General features: G+C 72.0%; 12 protein-coding genes. 8 read left to right on the forward strand and 4 right to left on the reverse strand.

The features are described 5' to 3' along the window. Positions 1 to 97: 97 nt before the first annotated feature. From ABEA82_RS32875 to ABEA82_RS32885, 3 genes are read right to left on the reverse strand one after another with little or no spacing between them, the layout of a single operon-like run. Complete coding sequence (locus tag ABEA82_RS32875) at positions 98 to 553, reverse strand: hypothetical protein (protein WP_345665373.1); 456 nt, start codon at positions 551 to 553, stop codon at positions 98 to 100. Then, positions 550 to 894, reverse strand: coding sequence for a hypothetical protein (locus ABEA82_RS32880; protein WP_345665374.1), 345 nt, complete (start codon positions 892 to 894; stop codon positions 550 to 552). Before ABEA82_RS32880 ends, ABEA82_RS32875 begins: the two co-directional genes overlap by 4 nt. Beyond that, positions 891 to 6,080 carry an HD domain-containing protein gene (locus ABEA82_RS32885; RefSeq protein WP_345665375.1) on the reverse strand — a complete coding sequence of 1,730 codons (5,190 nt, stop codon included), beginning with the start codon at positions 6,078 to 6,080 and terminating at the stop codon, positions 891 to 893. Before ABEA82_RS32885 ends, ABEA82_RS32880 begins: the two co-directional genes overlap by 4 nt. A gap of 91 nt (positions 6,081 to 6,171) precedes the next feature. On the opposite strand from ABEA82_RS32885, the gene ABEA82_RS32890 reads away from it, so the two are divergent. Next, positions 6,172 to 6,900 (forward strand): vWA domain-containing protein, encoded by a 729-nt coding sequence (locus ABEA82_RS32890; RefSeq protein ID WP_345665376.1) that lies wholly within the window; start codon positions 6,172 to 6,174, stop codon positions 6,898 to 6,900. Positions 6,901 to 6,975: 75 nt separating this feature from the next. Next, the gene (gene qcrB, locus ABEA82_RS32895; protein ID WP_345665377.1) at positions 6,976 to 8,631 is read left to right on the forward strand and encodes a cytochrome bc1 complex cytochrome b subunit; all 1,656 of its coding nucleotides are present in this window, start codon (positions 6,976 to 6,978) and stop codon (positions 8,629 to 8,631) included. A 95-nt stretch (positions 8,632 to 8,726) separates the two neighbouring features. On the opposite strand, the gene ABEA82_RS32900 is transcribed toward qcrB, so the two are convergent. After that, the gene (locus ABEA82_RS32900) at positions 8,727 to 9,614 is read right to left on the reverse strand and encodes a hypothetical protein (RefSeq protein WP_345665378.1); all 888 of its coding nucleotides are present in this window, start codon (positions 9,612 to 9,614) and stop codon (positions 8,727 to 8,729) included. 155 nt (positions 9,615 to 9,769) lie between these two features. Here ABEA82_RS32900 and ABEA82_RS32905 point away from each other — a divergent pair, with 155 nt between their 5' ends. From ABEA82_RS32905 to ABEA82_RS32930, 6 genes are all read left to right on the forward strand, one after another. Then, the gene (locus ABEA82_RS32905) at positions 9,770 to 10,120 is read left to right on the forward strand and encodes a chorismate mutase (RefSeq protein ID WP_345665379.1); all 351 of its coding nucleotides are present in this window, start codon (positions 9,770 to 9,772) and stop codon (positions 10,118 to 10,120) included. 142 nt (positions 10,121 to 10,262) lie between these two features. Beyond that, positions 10,263 to 10,814: a response regulator gene (locus tag ABEA82_RS32910; protein WP_345665380.1), complete on the forward strand. Its 552-nt coding sequence runs from the start codon at positions 10,263 to 10,265 to the stop codon at positions 10,812 to 10,814. A 67-nt stretch (positions 10,815 to 10,881) separates the two neighbouring features. Then, on the forward strand, positions 10,882 to 13,380 hold the full coding sequence (gene pepN / locus ABEA82_RS32915; RefSeq protein ID WP_345665381.1) for an aminopeptidase N: 2,499 nt from the start codon (positions 10,882 to 10,884) through the stop codon (positions 13,378 to 13,380). A gap of 116 nt (positions 13,381 to 13,496) precedes the next feature. Next, the gene (locus ABEA82_RS32920; protein ID WP_345665382.1) at positions 13,497 to 14,330 is read left to right on the forward strand and encodes an NAD(P)H-binding protein; all 834 of its coding nucleotides are present in this window, start codon (positions 13,497 to 13,499) and stop codon (positions 14,328 to 14,330) included. 485 nt (positions 14,331 to 14,815) lie between these two features. Next, the gene (locus ABEA82_RS32925; RefSeq protein ID WP_425588577.1) at positions 14,816 to 16,234 is read left to right on the forward strand and encodes a pyridoxal phosphate-dependent decarboxylase family protein; all 1,419 of its coding nucleotides are present in this window, start codon (positions 14,816 to 14,818) and stop codon (positions 16,232 to 16,234) included. Next, positions 16,231 to 17,697, forward strand: a complete 1,467-nt coding sequence (locus ABEA82_RS32930; protein WP_345665384.1) for a lysine N(6)-hydroxylase/L-ornithine N(5)-oxygenase family protein — start codon at positions 16,231 to 16,233, stop codon at positions 17,695 to 17,697. Before ABEA82_RS32925 ends, ABEA82_RS32930 begins: the two co-directional genes overlap by 4 nt. The last annotated feature ends 40 nt before the right edge of the window (positions 17,698 to 17,737 follow it).

The following is a 17,737-nucleotide window of genomic DNA, read 5'->3' on the forward strand; positions in this document are numbered from 1 at the left end:
ACCGAGAAGACGTCCCGCACAAAGGCGTGCGGAACACGGATGGCGCCTGCCCCTTGTCCCCGACCGGACGAACGGGCAGGCGCCGTCGCCTTTTCCGCTACTTGCCGCCGGGCGCGACCCACGTGACGATCACGGCGGCGGCGACGCACAGGACACCGACGAGGGCCAGCCAGCGGGCGCACTCCACGAGCAGCCAGACGGTCTTCGTCCGCTTCCTCTCGTACCGCAGCAGCCTGCCCGCCTCCAGCAGGATCTCCTCACCGGGCCGCCCGTGCACGGCGACGACGCCCAGCCAGGAGGCGGCGACGAGGGCGAGGAAGCCGGCGATCAGCAGCCGGATCACCCACCAGCGCGGAGTGTCCGCCAGCTTGCTCAGGTCCTCCTGGCCCTTGAGGACGAAGACGGCCGTGAGCAGGCCGGTGAGCGAGGCCAGGAAGTTCCGGTACCCCTCCGCCTGCCGCAGCGCCGCCTGCAACTGCCGGTCCGGAGAGGCCGTCTCGCGGCCCCGGCGGTCCGCGTCGCGGAGCTGCTGAGGCGTGGGCGTGAAGGTCATGGGGTCGCTCCTGCGCTGTGGCCGGGCGCGGGCGGCGGCGCGATGGTCAGCAGGGCACCACAGCCCCGGGGTTCGCTCGCGGGACGGTTCATGTGCAGCGTGCGGCACTGACACACCGTGTAGTACGGCTCCGGCCCCGGTTCCTCGCGCCGGCCGAAGAAGCCGCCCTTGGCGATCGGGGGCTGCCCGAACGTCCAGGTCCTCGTCATCGGGCAGGTGCAGACCGGGCAGGTCCCGGAGGCCTCGTACGCGGCGTCGTCGCCGTTCCTGCGCATGACCCACCGGAAGGTGAGGACGGGGCCGTGGACGGCGTCGGGGTCGTAGGGGATCGGGGGCGTCACTCCGAGGTGCCTTCCAGGTGAGGGAGTTCGAAAGAGAACAGGTCCGCGTAGCGGGCCAGCCGAGCACGCACCTCGGTCTCCGGCAGGTCCGTCTCCTCCGCGCAGAGGGTGATGTGATCCTGGGGGACCGTGCCGGACAGGGCGGGGGCCCGGCCGGTGAGCTGTTCGGTGAGGATGATCAGGTCCTGCCAGTCGGGAACGCGATCGGCCACCTCGCCGTCGGGTCTGCGGACGGTGACGTCCAGGCCGAGGCAGGCGAAGGGGGCGTAGCGGTCGTAGGTCTTGCCGAGGGACCAGTCGAAGCGGCCGGCTGTGCGGACGAGTTCGAGGGGGCCGAGGGCGTGGGAATCGTCGTCGAGGCCGAGGAGACCCCGGCTGAAGGCGGCGAGGTCGAACAGATCCGGTTTGCGGTCCCGTACGGCGACGAACTCGGGGGCGTCGGGATCGCACGGGGGCGCGGGAGCGCCGAGCGGGACGAAAAGGGAGAGGCGCTCGAGGGAGTCGGCCAGCGTACGGCGCGTGTAGTAGGCGTGGTGGAGCAGCGGCCGGATCTCGAGTCGGGGCCGGAATCCGCCGGCTCCCTGCGGCAGGAGCACATGGACGTCATGGGGGGTCGGTTGCAGGTCCAGCACCGCCGGATCGGGCTGTTCGACCGTGATCGGCAGGATCTGGTCCTCACCGGTGAGCTGCCGCACGAGGTCGCCGATGGGGCGCCGCTCCCTGTTGCTGAGCCGGACGAGGACGGGAAGGGTCGCCCCCCGCTCGTCCAGATCCCGGCCGGTCGTGCCGATGGGGGTTTCGCGCATCAGAGGGTGGTCCCAGACCGCCAGCTGCCGGACGGTCATGTCGATGCGGCCGTCGAAGGACGCGGCGAGGAGGCCGGCCGCGTTCAGACGCCGCAGGATCGCGTCGGCTTCGTCGAGGTCGCTGCCCGTCCGAGCCGACAGGTCAGAGGGACGGCCGGTCCGGCGCGTGACGAGTCTGATGAACTCCCAGGGCGAGATGGTCCCGTGGCGGCGACTGATCGCGGAGAGTACCTGGCTCGCCAGCGGTGAGGGCACCCAGTCGGCCACCTCGTCGGGCGGTCGGACGGCACGGACCCCGGTCACCGGCGTGAGGGCGTTCACGCGCGCGGCCACCTCACCGGGCGGAGTCTGTGACTCCGACGCCAGCAGAAGCAGATCGGTGATCCCGAGATCGTCGCCATGCCAACCGGTCTCGTACGGGCTGCTGCCCGGCCGGGCGAACAGGGGACGCTCCAGGGCGCTGAGCGGGCCGTGCTCGACGGCCGCCGGCGACGGGTCTTCCCGCAGGGCGAAGCCGAGGGGCTCGAAACGCCGGACGCGGGCCGCCAGGTCGCTGAGCGACGTGTCCGGGTCGGCCCGGATCAGCAGATCGATGATGCCCAGCTCGCCGGGCCACAGGTGCAGTTGCTCGTCCAGTTCGTTGCTCACCAGCAGGGCCGCGTCACCGCGGGTGGGAATCTCGGCGGCCAGATCCGCGTCCAGGTCGGGCGGCGGCGGTAGTTCGGGTTGCCAGCGCCTGAGCTGCTCCAGGATCGCGACCGCCTCCGCGAGCCGCAGACGGTGCCGCGCGGCGATCAGCAGCAGTGGGGCATGCAGCGCCGGCTGCTCCTGGGAGCTCGCACGTCGCATGACCCGGAACATCGCGGACAGCTCCACCATCTCAGTGGTGGGGAGGATCGTCCGGGTCCCGCGGATGTCCGTCGTGGCGGGAACCTCCATGCCCAGGATCCCGTAGCGACGGAGGGCCTTGAGGGGCTCCGACAGCGGCAGGTGCGTCAGGTGTGCCGCGCGCAGCACCCTGTCCCACCCGGATGAGCCGTGCTCCTTCGGGAAGAGGATCGCGTCGATGCCGACCGGCCTGGGGTACCCGGGCGGCTGGAAGCTCCTGCCTTCCTGATGGAGAGCCAGCCGCGTCTTCTGCCACTCCTTGGCGATGACGCTCTGGTACTCGCCGAGCAACCCGCGCCAGGACCCTGGGTTGGCCCCGGCGCTCTCGTCCATGGGCAGGCACCCCGCGGTCGCCAGGGGCACAGTCCGCGGCAGGGACTGGTGACGCGCAGCGCCTGTGGGAAGGATGACGGCCATGGCGTCGTCCGGCAGCGAGCCGAGCACGGCCAGGGACAGCCGGGGCGCCTTCTCGGCGAGTTCCCACAGCCACGACAGGACAACCGTCTTCCACCGCGCCGCGGCTCTCGGCGCGGCCGCCAGGATCTCGGCCATGACGGCCTCCTCGTCGAAGGAGACCAGACTGTTCCGATCCACGCTGGGCTCCGGCCGATGCCGCTCCCGCAGATTGACGATGTGGCCGTAGGCCTCGGGCGCGTCCTTGATGACGACTCCGTCCAGCAGCCACCCCCCGCCCCCCTGCACCAGCCAGACGTCGCGAGCCCCCTGAACGGCGTCGCCGAACCAGGGCTTGGGGGTCGGAGGCGTCAGGGCCTCCGGCTCCCAGCGCCGGTGCCGTACGACCGCCCGGGCATCGTCCCTGGTGAACTCCCGTGCCTCCACCTCGAAGTCCGCCACCCAGAGGAAGGACTCCAGCGTGTCCACCAACGAGGGCGGGACGGCGGAGTCGTCGCCCAGATACAGCCGCACCCGAGTCCCCCCGTCCAGCGCCACATGCGGATCCTCGCTGACCCGCAGCAGCCCCGACCCGGACTGGATGTCGGCCCGCAGCGGATCCAGCTGCGGCGCACGGCCGTAGTGGTCCACCGGACTCGTCCAGACCACCACCTCCTCGGCCAGCATGAAGTAACTGAACACACCGATGCCGAAGCGGGAGTTGAGGGGCATCTCGCCCAGCTCGGCGCGCCGCCAGTTGCGGCGCTCCTGGACGAACTCCGGATCCTGCTCGTACCGCTTGCCGGCCCGGGCGAACATCGAGGTCAGCTTGGCGCGGTTCATGCCGGAGCCGTTGTCCGTGCACTCGATGTAGGGCCGGCCCTCGGCGTCCCAGCCCTGCGTGAACGTGATCTTCGGCTGCCAGTCGGGCCCGGGCCGCCCCTGTGTCGCGCCGTACCGGCGGCGCATGTCGCGGTAACGGCAGGCGTCCAGGGCGTTCTGGTAGAGCTCACGCACCGCCAGCATCGGGTCGCCGTAGAGCTGGGTGCCCATCAGCAGCGGCCGGATCTCGTCCTCGGCCAGCCGGAAGCGTTCCAGGGGCTGCTTGTAGCGTTCGGCCACGGGCACCAGCTGTTCACACGTGACGCGCTCGGGGAGGCCGCGCAGCAGGGGCGGCGGCGTCGTGCGCTGCTTCTGCCACTCCTGGTGCAGGGAACACACGGTCGCGTTCGTCCGAGCGGCGAGCTCCTCGACCGCGACGTGCAGCGCCGGGTGGGGGCAGGGGAAGCGGACGGTGAGCTCGTAGGCGCGGTCGTCCTCGCCCAGGGGCGTCACGTCGTAGCCGAAGTCGGCCGACAGGGCGGCGACCACCTCGGCCGGGTCCAGGGGCTCGTGGGCGCCGAGGTGGTCCACGAGGACGCTCGACATCCGGCGCGGATCGGCGGCCTGGAGGCCGGCCGTCCACAGCAGCCGGGCGAGGTCCGGGGCGCGCCACTGGTTCCCGGGCACCGGCGGGTAGGTGTTCCAGTCGTCGCCGCCGCGCGCGTCGTTGATACGCGGGCTGGTACTGGGATGGACCGTGAGATGGCCGAGGACCTGGCGCAACTGTCCGTCGACACCGAGCCTGGTCGCCTCCCGGGCCGGTGTTCCCGAGGGGTCGGCGGCCGCGTCCAGGATCGCGCTGACCAGCAGGTCGAGGATCGTGTCCACGGCCGGATAGTCACCGGTGCGTTCCCAGAGCAGGTCCCAGTCGGTGATGAAGCGGTGCCGCAGCCAGTGGTCCGCTGCCGCCGTCTGCTCCTTGAGACCCCGGCGGCGCAGGGTAGCGACGGTGCGCCGGACCTGGGAGTGGGCGCGGGCCACGTCGTGCGCGGCGTCCCGCACGAGGCGCTCGTGGCCTTCGAGGGTGTCGTCCGCGGCGCCCTTGACGTCCATGCCCTCGGGCATCGTGCGGCGCAGCTCCTCCAGAGCGACGGCGATGATGCCCTCCTGCACGACGGGCGCGGCGAGCAGCGCCGCCGTCTCGGCGGGTGAGAGCAGGTCACGTCCCTCCAGCCCGGCCCGCTTCACCAGCGCCTCGACCTGCGCGACCACGCGGACCGGATACGTGGGATCGGTCCACGGGTCGTCCCGGTGCGCCCCCTCGGTGGCCAGGGAGTCCGCGATGCGCTCCACGAGCTCGCCGAGCCGCTTCTTGACCCGCTCGTGGACGGCGCCGCCCGACGTGTACCGCCACAGGCACGACCGGTCGATCATGGTGGTCCACCGCTGCACCTCCTGCGCGCCCTCGCACAGCTCGGGCCCGGGCCCGTCCGCGTTCCGCCCGTGCGGGAAGTACCGCTCGACGGTGGGCGGCCTCACCCCGGCGTCGGAGGCGTTCCTGCGCACGGCGTCCCGCGTGTACCGGACGAGGTCGGCGAAGGTGGTCGGCTGGGTCGTCGGGGCGAGCGCCTTGGCGAGGGCACGGCCGAACCAGCTGCCTTCCTGGGGGTCGGCGTAGGAGCGCTCGCCGCGGCTGCAGCTGTAGAGCCAGTACACGTCCTCGGCGGCCGAGAGCACCGCCGTCCTGCCCTGCTCGGCCTGGCGCGTGGGCTCCTCGGTGCGGCAGGTGTCCAGGCACATGACCGTGGTCACGCCGCGGGGCAGCCCGTCGAGCAGGCCCTCGGGATCGGCGGGTATGAGGGTGCGGGCGAGCAGGGACCGGCCACCCGCCGGGTCCGCGCGGCCCGGCTGCACGTCGGCGGGCAGGAGATGGTCCCGGTTGCCGACGGTCGAGCCGTGACAGGAGATGTAGAGGAACGCGGTGTCGCCCGGGGAGCATGCGTCGAAGAACTCCTGGAGGGCACCCAGCAGCTCGAAGCCGCCCGGGTCGTGCAAGGCCCGTACGTCGTAGTGCGACTGACGCAGCGCACGGCTCACCAGCTCGACGTCCTCGGCAGCGCTGTCGAGGACCGGGAAGCGCCGGGCGAGGCGCTCGTCCTTCTCCAGCGCGGGAGTCCGCCCCACCCCGACCACCAACGCCCGCCGCTTCCCCGTTTCAGCAGCCTCGGCACGCCCCGAATCCACTCGTCCCCCCTCATGCCATGAGCAGGCAATCATCGCAGAGCGGGCGCCGTGTGCGTCTCCGTTTGCCGTACTCTCGGGGCGGCCCCGGTGATCCACGGCCGGTGCCGTGAACGAGGGGGCGCGTATGGCCGCGATCAGTCTGAGCAAGGTGCAGGAGACCGCTCCCGCGCTGGTGAACCTCTACAAGAGCGCCGGAGTGTCCCTCACGAAGCACGGGCTGGACGGGCTGCGGGCCGCGGTCTACCTCGTGGTCGACCACTCCGGCTCGATGCGGCCGTACTACAAGGACGGCAGTGTCCAGGCGCTGGCCGACCGGGTGCTGGGACTGTCGGCGCACCTGGACGACGACGGCACGGTGCCGGTGGTGTTCTTCTCCACCGACGTCGACGCCGAGACCGAGATCGCCCTGGCCGACCACCAGGGGCGGATCGACCGGATCGTCGCCGGGCTCGGCCACATGGGCAGGACCAGCTACCACCTGGCGATGGACGCCGTCATCGACCACTACCTGGACAGCGGGGCCGAGGCTCCCGCCCTGGTCGTGTTCCAGACCGACGGCGGCCCCGTCAGCAAGCTCGCCGCGGAGCGGTACCTGTGCAAAGCGGCGAAGCTGCCGCTGTTCTGGCAGTTCATCGGCTTCGGCGACCCGGGCAGCAAGCAGTTCGACTTCCTGCGAGGACTCGACGAGCTGGCCGTACCGGGCAAGCGGGTCGTGGACAACGCCGGGTTCTTCCACGCGGGCGACGACCCGCGCGAGGTGCCGGACGCCGAGCTGTACGACCGGCTGGTCGGCGAGTTCCCGGCGTGGCTGGCGGCCGCTCGGGCCCAGGGGATCGTGCGGCCGTCGGCCTAGCGGCCGCCCGTCCGCGCTTGCGCCGCCGCCGTGCCGTGCCACGCTGGGATGGATCCCACGTGGAGGCGACGACGTATGGGCGACGACGGCGCACGACGGGCCCACGGGACGGGCTCCGCCCACAGGAGACCACCCACCGGCAAGGGCGAGAAGCTCGCCGACTGGGCGGACGGGCGACTCGGGCTGTACGCGCTGGCCAGGGCCAACATGCGCAAGGTCTTCCCGGACCACTGGTCCTTCATGCTGGGCGAGGTCACCCTCTACAGCTTCGTCGTCCTGATCCTCACCGGTGTCTACCTCACCCTGTTCTTCGAACCCAGCATGCAGGAGGTCGTCTACCACGGCTCCTACACACGGCTCAACGGCGTGCCCATGTCCAAGGCGTTCGAGTCGACGCTGGACATCAGCTTCGACGTGCGCGGCGGGCTGCTGATCCGGCAGATCCACCACTGGGCGGCGCTGGTCTTCATCACCGGCATGCTGGTGCACATGATGCGGGTGTTCTTCACGGGCGCCTTCCGCAAACCGCGCGAGCTCAACTGGGTCTTCGGCTGGACCCTGCTGGTACTCGGCATCATCACCGGCCTGACCGGCTACTCCCTCCCCGACGACCTGCTCTCCGGCACCGGCATCCGCTTCGCCCAGGGCGCGATCCTGTCGATCCCGATCGTCGGGACGTACCTGTCGTTCTTCCTCTTCGGCGGGGAGTTCCCGGGGCACGACATCATCTCGCGGCTGTACCCCGTCCACATCCTGCTGCTGCCCGGGATCATGCTGGCCCTGGTGACCGCCCACCTGATCCTGGTCTTCTACCACAAGCACACCCAGTTCCCGGGCCCCGGACGCAAGGAACGGTCGGTCGTCGGCATGCCCTTCCTGCCGGTCTACATGGCCAAGGCGGGCGGCTTCTTCTTCCTCGTCTTCGGTGTCCTGACCGTCATGGGCGCGCTCGCCCAGATCAACCCCGTGTGGGCGTTCGGCCCCTACAGACCCGACCTCGTCACCACGGGCGCCCAGCCCGACTGGTACCTCGGCTTCTCCGAGGGTCTGATCCGGGTGATGCCGGGATGGGAGATCAACCTCTGGGGCCACACGCTCGTGCTCGGCGTGTTCATCCCCTTCGCGCTGTTCCCGCTGGTCCTGCTCGCCCTCGGTGTCTACCCCTTCGTCGAGGCGTGGATCACCGGCGACAGACGCGAGCACCACATCCTGGACCGGCCGCGCAACGCGCCCGTGCGCACCGGACTGGGCATGGCCTGGCTGACCCTGTACGCGGTGCTGCTGATCGGCGGCGGCAACGACATCGTGGCCACGCACCTGCACCTGTCCATCAACGTGATCACCTGGTTCGTGCGGATCGGCGCGTTCGTGCTGCCCGTCGCCGCCTTCGTCGTCACGAAGAAGATCTGCATGAGCCTCCAGCGCCGCGACCGCGCCACCGTGCTGCACGGCAGGGAGACCGGCACCATCCGGCGGATGCCGAACGGCGAGTACACCGAGGTGCACGAGCCGCTCCCGCAGTCCCGGCTGTTCACCCTCACCCAGCACGAGCAGAACCCGCCGTACGAGATGGAGCCCGAGTTCGACGCGGCCGGCGTGCGACGCAAGGTCAAACGGTCCGAGCGACTGCGCGCCCGGCTGGCCAAGGCCATGTTCGGACCCGACGCGCGGATCGAGAAACCGACGGTCGAGGAGTACCGGGAGATCACCGAAGGCGATCAGCGGCACTGACGCAGCCGCCGAGGTCACACAGCCACCCAGTGCCGCTCCCCGGCACGCTCCTCAAGCCGCTCACGTGCCGCCCCCCGGCACGCTCCTCAAGCCGCTCACGTGTCGCACTCCAGCACGCTCCCGCACAACGCGCACCGCGCCCGGACCCTGCCCCGCACCGGCACCCTGATCCGCTGATGACAGGTCGGACAGGGAAACGAGACCCGCAACCGCCCGTCCTCGTCGGGGGAGAACCGGTACCGCACGCCCGGCTGCGGCGGCCCGGCCGGCGCGTGCCGCCGGTCCCGGGCGTAGCGCCGCCGCCCCGCCCACCCCGCCGCCGTCAGCGGCGGCTCCTGCCCGTCACGGCGCGCCAGCGTCATGCCCTTGACGTACGCCGTGTACGCCTGCGGACTGGTGAACCACACCGACGGGTCCTCCCCGAAGAGCAGCGCCCGCTTGGCCAGCACGTACCCGAACTCCTCCGGCGTGAGATACCCCAGCTTCTGCGACGACGCCCCGTCCTCCCGGTACGCGTCCAGCAGCAGCCAGCCCGCCCCGAGGTACGTCGTCGCCGTGTCCGTGAGGATCTCGTTGTCCCGGACGCCGGTGAAGGAGAGATCCAGGCGGTGCAGGTACACGTGCATCACCTCATGGGCGAGGGCCGCCCCGATGTCCCGCCGATGCGTACGGAACCGGTCGTTCAGCTCCACGAAGTACTCCGGCCCGGCCGCGAGCTCGACGTTCGCCGCGTGCCGCATCTCCCGGAAGCTCACGACCAGCCGGGCGTCCGGCAGCCGGTAGTGCCGCACCAGCTCGTGCGCCACCCGCTGCGCCCCCAGATACAGGTCGTCGGTGTCGCAGAACGCCACGTCGGCGGGGAGCACGCTGGTCGCGAACGTCTGGATCGTGTCGTACGACAGCCTCTTGTACAGCGCCGTGACGGCCGCCCGCACCGTCTCCAGATGCGGGTAGCCGTGCTCGACCGGCCCGTCGTTCGCCACGCCTCACCCCCAAGACGCCCCTGAACCCGGTTCCACTGTACGAAAGTGTGACGGCCACCGGACCGCACCGCCCACCCGAAAACCGGTCGCTGAGCGGCGCCGACTGGTGAGACGACCCACGGCCGCCAGGGCTCCGCCCCGTAGGCTGACGCCCCATGACCACCAGCAACACCGGCACGGGCGACGTGGACCCCGCCGTCCGCGAGGAACTCGCCCGCCTGCGCGACAGCATCGACAACATCGACGCCGCCGTCGTCCACATGCTCGCCGAGCGCTTCAAGGCCACCCAGCAGGTCGGCCACCTCAAGGCCGAACACCAGCTGCCGCCCGCCGACCCGGCCCGCGAGGGCCGCCAGATCGCCCGGCTGCGCGCACTCGCCGAGGACGCCAAACTGGACCCGGCCTTCGCGGAGAAGTTCCTGAACTTCATCGTCGCCGAGGTCATCCGCCACCACGAGCGCATCGCCGACGAAACACTCAACGGCACCACACCCGGCGGCAACTGACCCCGGACGACCCTTCCCCGAGGGAGTGACACGACGGCCCGCGCGGGGCATGCTGCGCTGAGCACAGCATGTCAGCTGACGAGCACTGCGCGTCAGCGTCCCGGACTTACTCTGGTCCTCCACGAGGGAGGGGCGTCGGGCCATGCCGTCGGATACCAGGATCCTCATCGTCGACGACCACGAGGACACGCTGTACGCGCTGGAGAGCGCCCTGGCCCCGCTGGGCTACCTGCTCAGCCGGGCCACCAGCGGCGACGAGGCGCTCAAACAGGTGCTCCGCGGCCAGGTCGGCCTGCTGCTGCTGGACGTGCGCATGCCCGGCGTCAGCGGACTGGAGGTCGTGCGCTACATGCGCCGCGTCGAACAGACCCAGCACATCCCGGTGATCCTGCTCACCGGTTTCGGCGCCGACCACGAACTGACCACCGCCGCCTTCGGCCTCGGCGTCGCCGACCTCGTCATGAAACCCGTCGACCCCTGGGCCCTGCGCACCAAGGTCCGCTACCTCTTCGACGCCCACCGGCGCCACCTCGCCCTGGAGCGCGAGGTACACAGGCTGCGCGCCGTCGTCCGGGAGCACACCGAAGCCGCGGCACGCCCGCCGCGCCCCGCGCCGCACCGCCCCGACACGCTCGTGCCGCCCCAGCGCCCCCTGGGGGCGCACGCCGGGGAGCTCGAAAAAGACCGCACATAGACCGGGCACCGGGCTCGTACCGATCCGCCTCTGTGCCTTGCCGGTGCCATCAGGCAGCATGGCACGCATGTCCGTACTGACGCGCGACGAAGCGCAGACCCGAGCAGAGCTCCTCGACGTCCACCGCTACACGATCGAACTCGATCTGACCACCGGGGACGAGACCTTCGACTCCCGCACTCTGATCAGGTTCGGCGCCCGCACGGACGGCGACACCTTCGTCGAGCTCAGGCCCGCCGAACTGCGCTCCGCCACCCTCGACGGACACCCCCTGGACCCGGACACCCTGGACGGCAACCGGCTGCCCCTGAAGAACCTCACCGCCGGCGAGCACGAACTCCGCCTGGACGCCCGCATGCGCTACTCCCGCACCGGCGAGGGCATGCACCGCTTCACCGACCCCACCGACGGCGAGACCTACGTCTACACCCAACTGTTCATGGACGACGTCCAGCGCGTCTTCGCCGCCTTCGACCAGCCCGACCTCAAAGCCGTCTTCGACCTGTCCGTCACAGCCCCCCAGGGCTGGACCGTCCTCGCCAACGGCGTCACCACCCACGCCGACGGCCTCTGGACCGCCGCACCCACCCCGAAGATCTCCACCTACCTCGTCGCCGTCGCCGCCGGCCCCTGGCACTCGGTGCGCACCGAACACCGCGGCCTGCCCTTCGGCCTGCACTGCCGCCGCTCCCTCGCACCCCACCTGGACGACGACGCCGACGAACTCCTCGACGTCACCCGCGCCTGCTTCGAGCGCTACCACGAGAAGTTCGACGAGCCCTACCCCTTCGACTCCTACGACCAGGCCTTCGTCCCCGAGTTCAACGCGGGCGCCATGGAGAACCCCGGACTGGTCACCTTCCGCGACGAGTTCGTCTACCGCTCCGCCGTCACCGACACCGAACGCCAGACCCGCGCCATGGTCGTCGCCCACGAGATGGCCCACATGTGGTTCGGCGACCTCGTCACCCTCAAGTGGTGGGACGACATCTGGCTGAACGAGTCCTTCGCCGAGTACATGGGCTACCAGACCCTCACCGAAGCCACCCGCTTCACCGACACCTGGACCGACTTCGGCGTCACCCGCAAAGCCTGGGGCTACGACGCCGACCAGCGCCCCTCCACCCACCCCGTCGCACCCGAGGCGGTCGACGACACCGCCTCCGCCCTGCTGAACTTCGACGGCATCTCCTACGCCAAGGGCGCCAGCGCGCTGCGCCAACTGGTCGCCTGGCTCGGCGAGAAGGACTTCCTCGCCGGCATCAACACCCACTTCGCCCGGCACAAGTTCGGCAACGCCACCCTCGCCGACTTCATCGACAACCTCGCCGGCGCCACCGACCGCGACGTGCACGCCTGGGCCGACGCCTGGCTGCGCACCACCGGCGTCGACACCCTCACCCCGCACATCGCACCCGGCGAGCACGGCACCTGCACCCTCACCGCCGAACGGACCGGCAGCCGCCCGCACCGCATCTCCGCCGGCCTGTACGACCGCGACCTCGGCGACGACGGCGGGCAGCTCGTCCTGCGCGAACGCCTCGACCTCGACCTGCCGCAGAAGGGCGCCCACCCCATCGGCAAGCGCCCGGCACTGCTCCTCCTCAACGACGGCGACCTCAGCTACGCCAAGGTCCGCTTCGACTCCGAGTCCTTCGAGACCGTCCGCAAGGACCTGTCCGGCCTGCCCGAACCACTCACCCGCGCCGTCGTCTGGAACGCCCTGCGCGACGCCGTCCGCGACGGCGAACTCGCCCCCGCCGCCTACCTGGAGACCGCCCGGGCCCACCTCCCGCTGGAGACGGACCTCGCCATCGTCCAGGGCGTGCTCGCCTTCGCGTCCACGTACATCGCCGACCGCTACGTCACACCCGCCGAGCGGCCCGCCGCGCTCGCCACCCTCTCCGAACTGTGCCGCGACCTCATCCGCCGCACCGAGGACGGCGACAACCCCGGCCTGCGCCTGATCGCCGTACGCCACCGCATCGACGTCGCCGCCCACCCCGACACCATCGCCGCCTGGCTCGCCGACGGCACCGTCCCCGGCGGCCCCGAGCTCGACCCCGAGCTGCGCTGGCGCGTCCTCGCACGGCTCGCCGTCCTCGGCGCCACCGACGAGGCCGCCATCGCCGCCGAACTGGAACGCGACCCGAGCGCCACCGGCCAGGAAGGCGCCGCCCGCTGCCGGGCCGCCCTGCCCGACCCGGAGGCCAAGTCCCGCGCCTGGCAGGCCATGTTCGGCTCCGACGAGCTGTCCGCCTACCTCTTCACCGCCACCGCCCAGGGCTTCTGGCAGCCCGAACAGGCCGACCTGGTCCACGCCTACGTGCCGCGCTACTACCCGGACGCGGTCGCCCTCGCCGCCCGCCGGGGCCCCGCCCTCGCCGACGCCGCCGGACGCTGGGCCTTCCCCGCCCACGCCGTCGACCCGGAGACCCTCCGGCTCGGCGAACAGTGCCTGCGCGACGACGCCGGACCGATCCCGGCACTGCGCCGCAAGCTCATCGACCAACTCGACGACCTGGCAAGGGCGTTGCGGGTCCAGCAGGGGCAGGAGCAGGCCTAGGACCGGAGACGTAGGGCGCGGCAGGCGCGGCTCGTACCTGCCGCCGATGCGGTGGACGGGCCGCGCTTCCTAGCCTCGGGCAGGACAGCAGACGACCCAACCCGAGGAGCCCCTTCGTGATCGCAGTGACCGGTCCCACCGGAAACATCGGCCGTGCCCTGGTCGAACGCCTCGTCGCCGCCGGCCGGCCCGTGCGGGCACTGACCCGCGACCCGGGCCGGGCCCGCCTGCCCGCCGGCGTCGAGACCGTCCGGCTCGACCCCGCCGAACCGGACGGCCTGTTCGAGGGCGCCACCGAGCTGTTCCTCTACGTCCAGGCGGGCGGCGAGCACACCCCACGCCTCCTGGACGCGGCCCGGGCCGCCGGAGTGCGCCACGTGGTCCTGCTGTCCTCCGGGATCATCGACTCGGGCGCCGACGAGTCCCACCCCATCCACGTCATGCACGCCACGGCCGAACGCCACGTCCGCGACAGCGGCCTGACATGGACCTTCCTGCGCCCCAACGCGTTCGCCACCAACGCCTTCCAGTGGGCCCCGCAGATCCGCGCCGGCGACACCGTCCGCGGTGTCTTCGCCGACGGCCAGGCCGCACCGATCCACGAGGACGACATCGCCGCCGTCGCCGAACGCGCCCTCCTGGACGACGGCCACGTGGGCGCCGCCCACCGCCTCACCGGACCCGAGGCGATCACCAACGCCGGGCAGGTCGCCGCGATCGGCAAGGCTCTCGGCCGCGAGCTCGACTTCACCGAAGTCGCACCGGACGAGGCCGCGGCGGAGTTGTTCCCGCACGTCCCGCCGGAGATGCTCCAGGCCCTGCTGAAGTCCTTCGCCGCCACGGTCGGCGTACCGCCGGAGATCACCGGCACAGTAGGGGAGATCACCGGCCGCCCGGCCCGTCCCTTCGCGGTCTGGGCCGAGGACCACGCGGACGACTTCAGGGCCTGACGGTCCGCGCCGGGTGATTCCGGGGCCGGTTTTCCCCGGACAGAAGTACCTCCTCCCGCATCCGGTCGTTGGGCTGTCCGGGCGCACCGCCCCGCGCCCCGGAGGACAGACAGCCCATGAGCACGCCGCCCCTCTCCTCGGGCCCCGAAGGCCCGCACGCCCTGAGGCCGTTGCTGGAGATCGTGCTCGACGCCCTGGAGACAGGCACCCGGGCGCGCGGCGGCCCGCTGCCGGCGGGCGGGCCGGACGCGGTCGCCGCACGGATGCGGGAGGCGGTGGGGGAGGTCCTGCCCGCCCAGGGCGACCCGCACGCCCTGCGCACCCTGGTCCACGCGGTCACCGAGGGCGCGGCCGATCCGGCCCACCCCCTGTGCACCGCCCACCTCCACTGCCCACCCCTGGCCCTCGCCACCGCCGCCGACCTCGCGGCCTCCGCCCTCAACCCGTCCCTGGACTCCTGGGACCAGGGACCGGGGGCATCGGAACTGGAGGCCCTGGTGACGAAGGCACTGGCGAGCGAGATCTACGGCGCCGGAAAGCCCGACGGAACGGGGGCCCCTCATCCGCACCGAGAACTCCGTACGGGCGGTGAGCTTTGCACGGGCGGTGAGCCTTGCACGGACAGCGAGCCTTGCACGGGCGGTGAGCTCCGCCCGCCCCGTGAGCTCCGCTCGGCCGATGCGAGGCCGGGCGCCGGTGAGCCCGGCCGGGCTGGCGCGTCCAGCGTGGCTGGCGAGTTCCACGCGGGTGGCGAGTTGCGCTCGGGTGGCGCGTGGGTGGGTGTCGGGGAGTCCGGTGGTACGGGGGCGCCTCCCAGGGCTGGCGGGGTCGGTGGAGCCGGCGAGTTGCGCTCGGGTGGCGCGTGGGTGGGTGCCGGGGAGTCCGGTGGTACCGGAGCGCCCCGGAGTGCCACGGCCCCGCGCCCTCCCGAGCCCCCCGGCTCCCTCATCACCACCGGCGGCACCGAGTCCAACCAGCTCGCCCTGCTCCTCGCCCGGGAGGCGTGCGGCGGGGCCGTGCGGCTGGTGTGCGGGGCGAACGCCCACCACTCCCTCGCCCGGGCCGCCTGGCTGCTCGGGCTGCCCGAACCCGTCCGCGTGCCCACCCCGGCCGGAACCCTCGACCCCGGCGCACTGGACGAAACCCTCACCCGCCTGCCCGGCCCACTGCTCGTCGCCGCCACCGCCGGCACCACCGACGCCGGGCTCATCGACCCGCTGCCCGAGATCGCCGCCCGCTGCGCCGCCCACGGCGCCCGGCTGCACATCGACGCCGCCTACGGCGGAGGCCTCCTGTTCAGCGACCGGCACCGCGCCAGGCTCACCGGGCTCGACACCGCCGACACCATCACCCTCGACCTGCACAAACTCGGCTGGCAGCCGGTCGCCACCGGCCTCCTCGCCGTCAAGGACACCCGCGACCTCACCGCCCTCGGACAACGTGCCGACTACCTCAACGCCGACGACGACACCGACGCCGGCCTGCCCGACCTGCTCGGCCGGTCCCTGCGCACCACCCGCCGCCCCGACGTCCTCAAACTCGCCGTCACCCTCAAGACCCTCGGCCGCAGCGGCCTCGGCGCGCTCGTCGACCAGGTCTGCGCCACAGCCCGCGAATTCGCCGCCCTCGTCGACGGCCACCCCGGATTCGACCTCTACGCCCACCCGGTCATCAGCACGGTCCTGTTCCGGCCCGCCGGCGCCGCCGACCACACCGTGGCCGCCGTACGCCGCGCACTCCTCACCGACGGCCGCGCCGTCCTCGGCCGGGCCCGCCCCGACGGCCGGCTCTGGCTCAAGGCCACCCTCCTCAACCCCACCACCGGGCCCGACGACCTGACCGCGCTGCTGCACCTCGTGGCAGCGGGGCACGCGACACTCGTGGAAGGACACACCCCCCGATGAACCCCGCGCCGAGCCACCGGCCCAACGGCCAGCCGCACCCCGCCCCGGCGGCCCCACCCCAGCAACCGCACCGCGACCCCGACGCCCCCCGCGACCTCGTCGGCATCGGCATCGGCCCGTTCAACCTCTCCCTCGCCGCCCTCGCCCAGCCCCTCGACGACCTCGACACCGTCTTCTACGACCAACGCCCCGCCTTCGGCTGGCACTCCGGCCTGCTCATCGAAGGCGCCACCATCCAGGTCCCGTTCCTCGCCGACCTGGTGACCCTCGCCGACCCCACCAGCCCCTGGAGCTTCCTCAACTACCTCAGGTCCCGCGAGCGGCTCTTCCCCTTCTACGTCGCCGAACGCTTCCACATCCAGCGCGCCGAGTACGACGCCTACTGCCGCTGGGTCTGCGACAACCTCCCGGGACTCCACTTCGGTCACCAGGTCGACGCCGTCCGCTGGAACCCCGAACGCGACGTCTTCGAAGTCGACTTCACCCAGCTCGACAGCGACGGCGAAGCGGAAGCCCTCGGGCGCACCTACGCGCGCAACGTCGTCCTCGGCATCGGCACCGAGCCCTACGTCCCGGACCCCCTCACCCCCCTCGTACAGGCCCCCGGCGTACCCGTCCTACACGCCGCCGACTACCTCGACCACCGGGCCGCCCTCCTCGCCGCCGGGCACGTCACCATCGTCGGCATCGGACAGTCCGGCGCCGAGATCTTCCTCGACCTGCTGCGCAACCGGCCCGCAGGACACGAACAGCTCCACTGGCTGGGCCGCACGGAGGCCTTCGCACCCATGGAGTACTCCAAGCTCGGCCTGGAACACTTCACACCCGACCACACCCGCTACTTCCACGCCCTGCCCGAGCCCACCCGCGACCGCCTCGTCGCCGGCCAGTGGCAGCTGCACAAAGGCATCGACACCGCCACCGTCGCCGCCATCCACGACGAGCTCTACCGCCGCACCCTGCACGGCGGCTGGCCGGACGCCGTCCTCACCCCCGGCGTCCACGTCCGCACGGCGGGCCGCGTCGCGACGACCAAGGTGGAACTGCACCTCGAACACGGCCCGCAGAACAGCCGCTCCCGCCTCACCACCGACGCCGTCGTCCTCGCCACCGGCTACCGCGAGCGCCCCCTCGACCGCGTCCTCGCCGGCCTCGACCCCTACCTGCGCCGCGACAGCCGCGAACGCCCCCGGATCGACGAGGACCACCGACTCGTCCTGGACCCCTCCGTCACCGGCACCGCCTACGTCCAGAACGCCGAGACCCACACCCACGGCGTCGGCGCCCCGGACCTCGGCCTCGCCGCCTGGCGCAGCGCGATCATCCTCAACTGCCTCACCGGCAGGGAGACGTACGCGCTGCCCGGCCGAACCGCCTTCACCACCTTCGGCCTCACCCAGCCGCGGCAGGTCCCGCCACCCCGAGAGGCACCGGAACTGACCCCGCTGGTCGACCGAAGGTGACGAGACCCCCGAGAGACTCCGGAAGAAGCATCGGAAGGGG

The organism is Streptomyces venetus (genome assembly GCF_039540295.1).
Taxonomy (GTDB): Bacteria; Actinomycetota; Actinomycetes; order Streptomycetales; family Streptomycetaceae; genus Streptomyces; species Streptomyces venetus.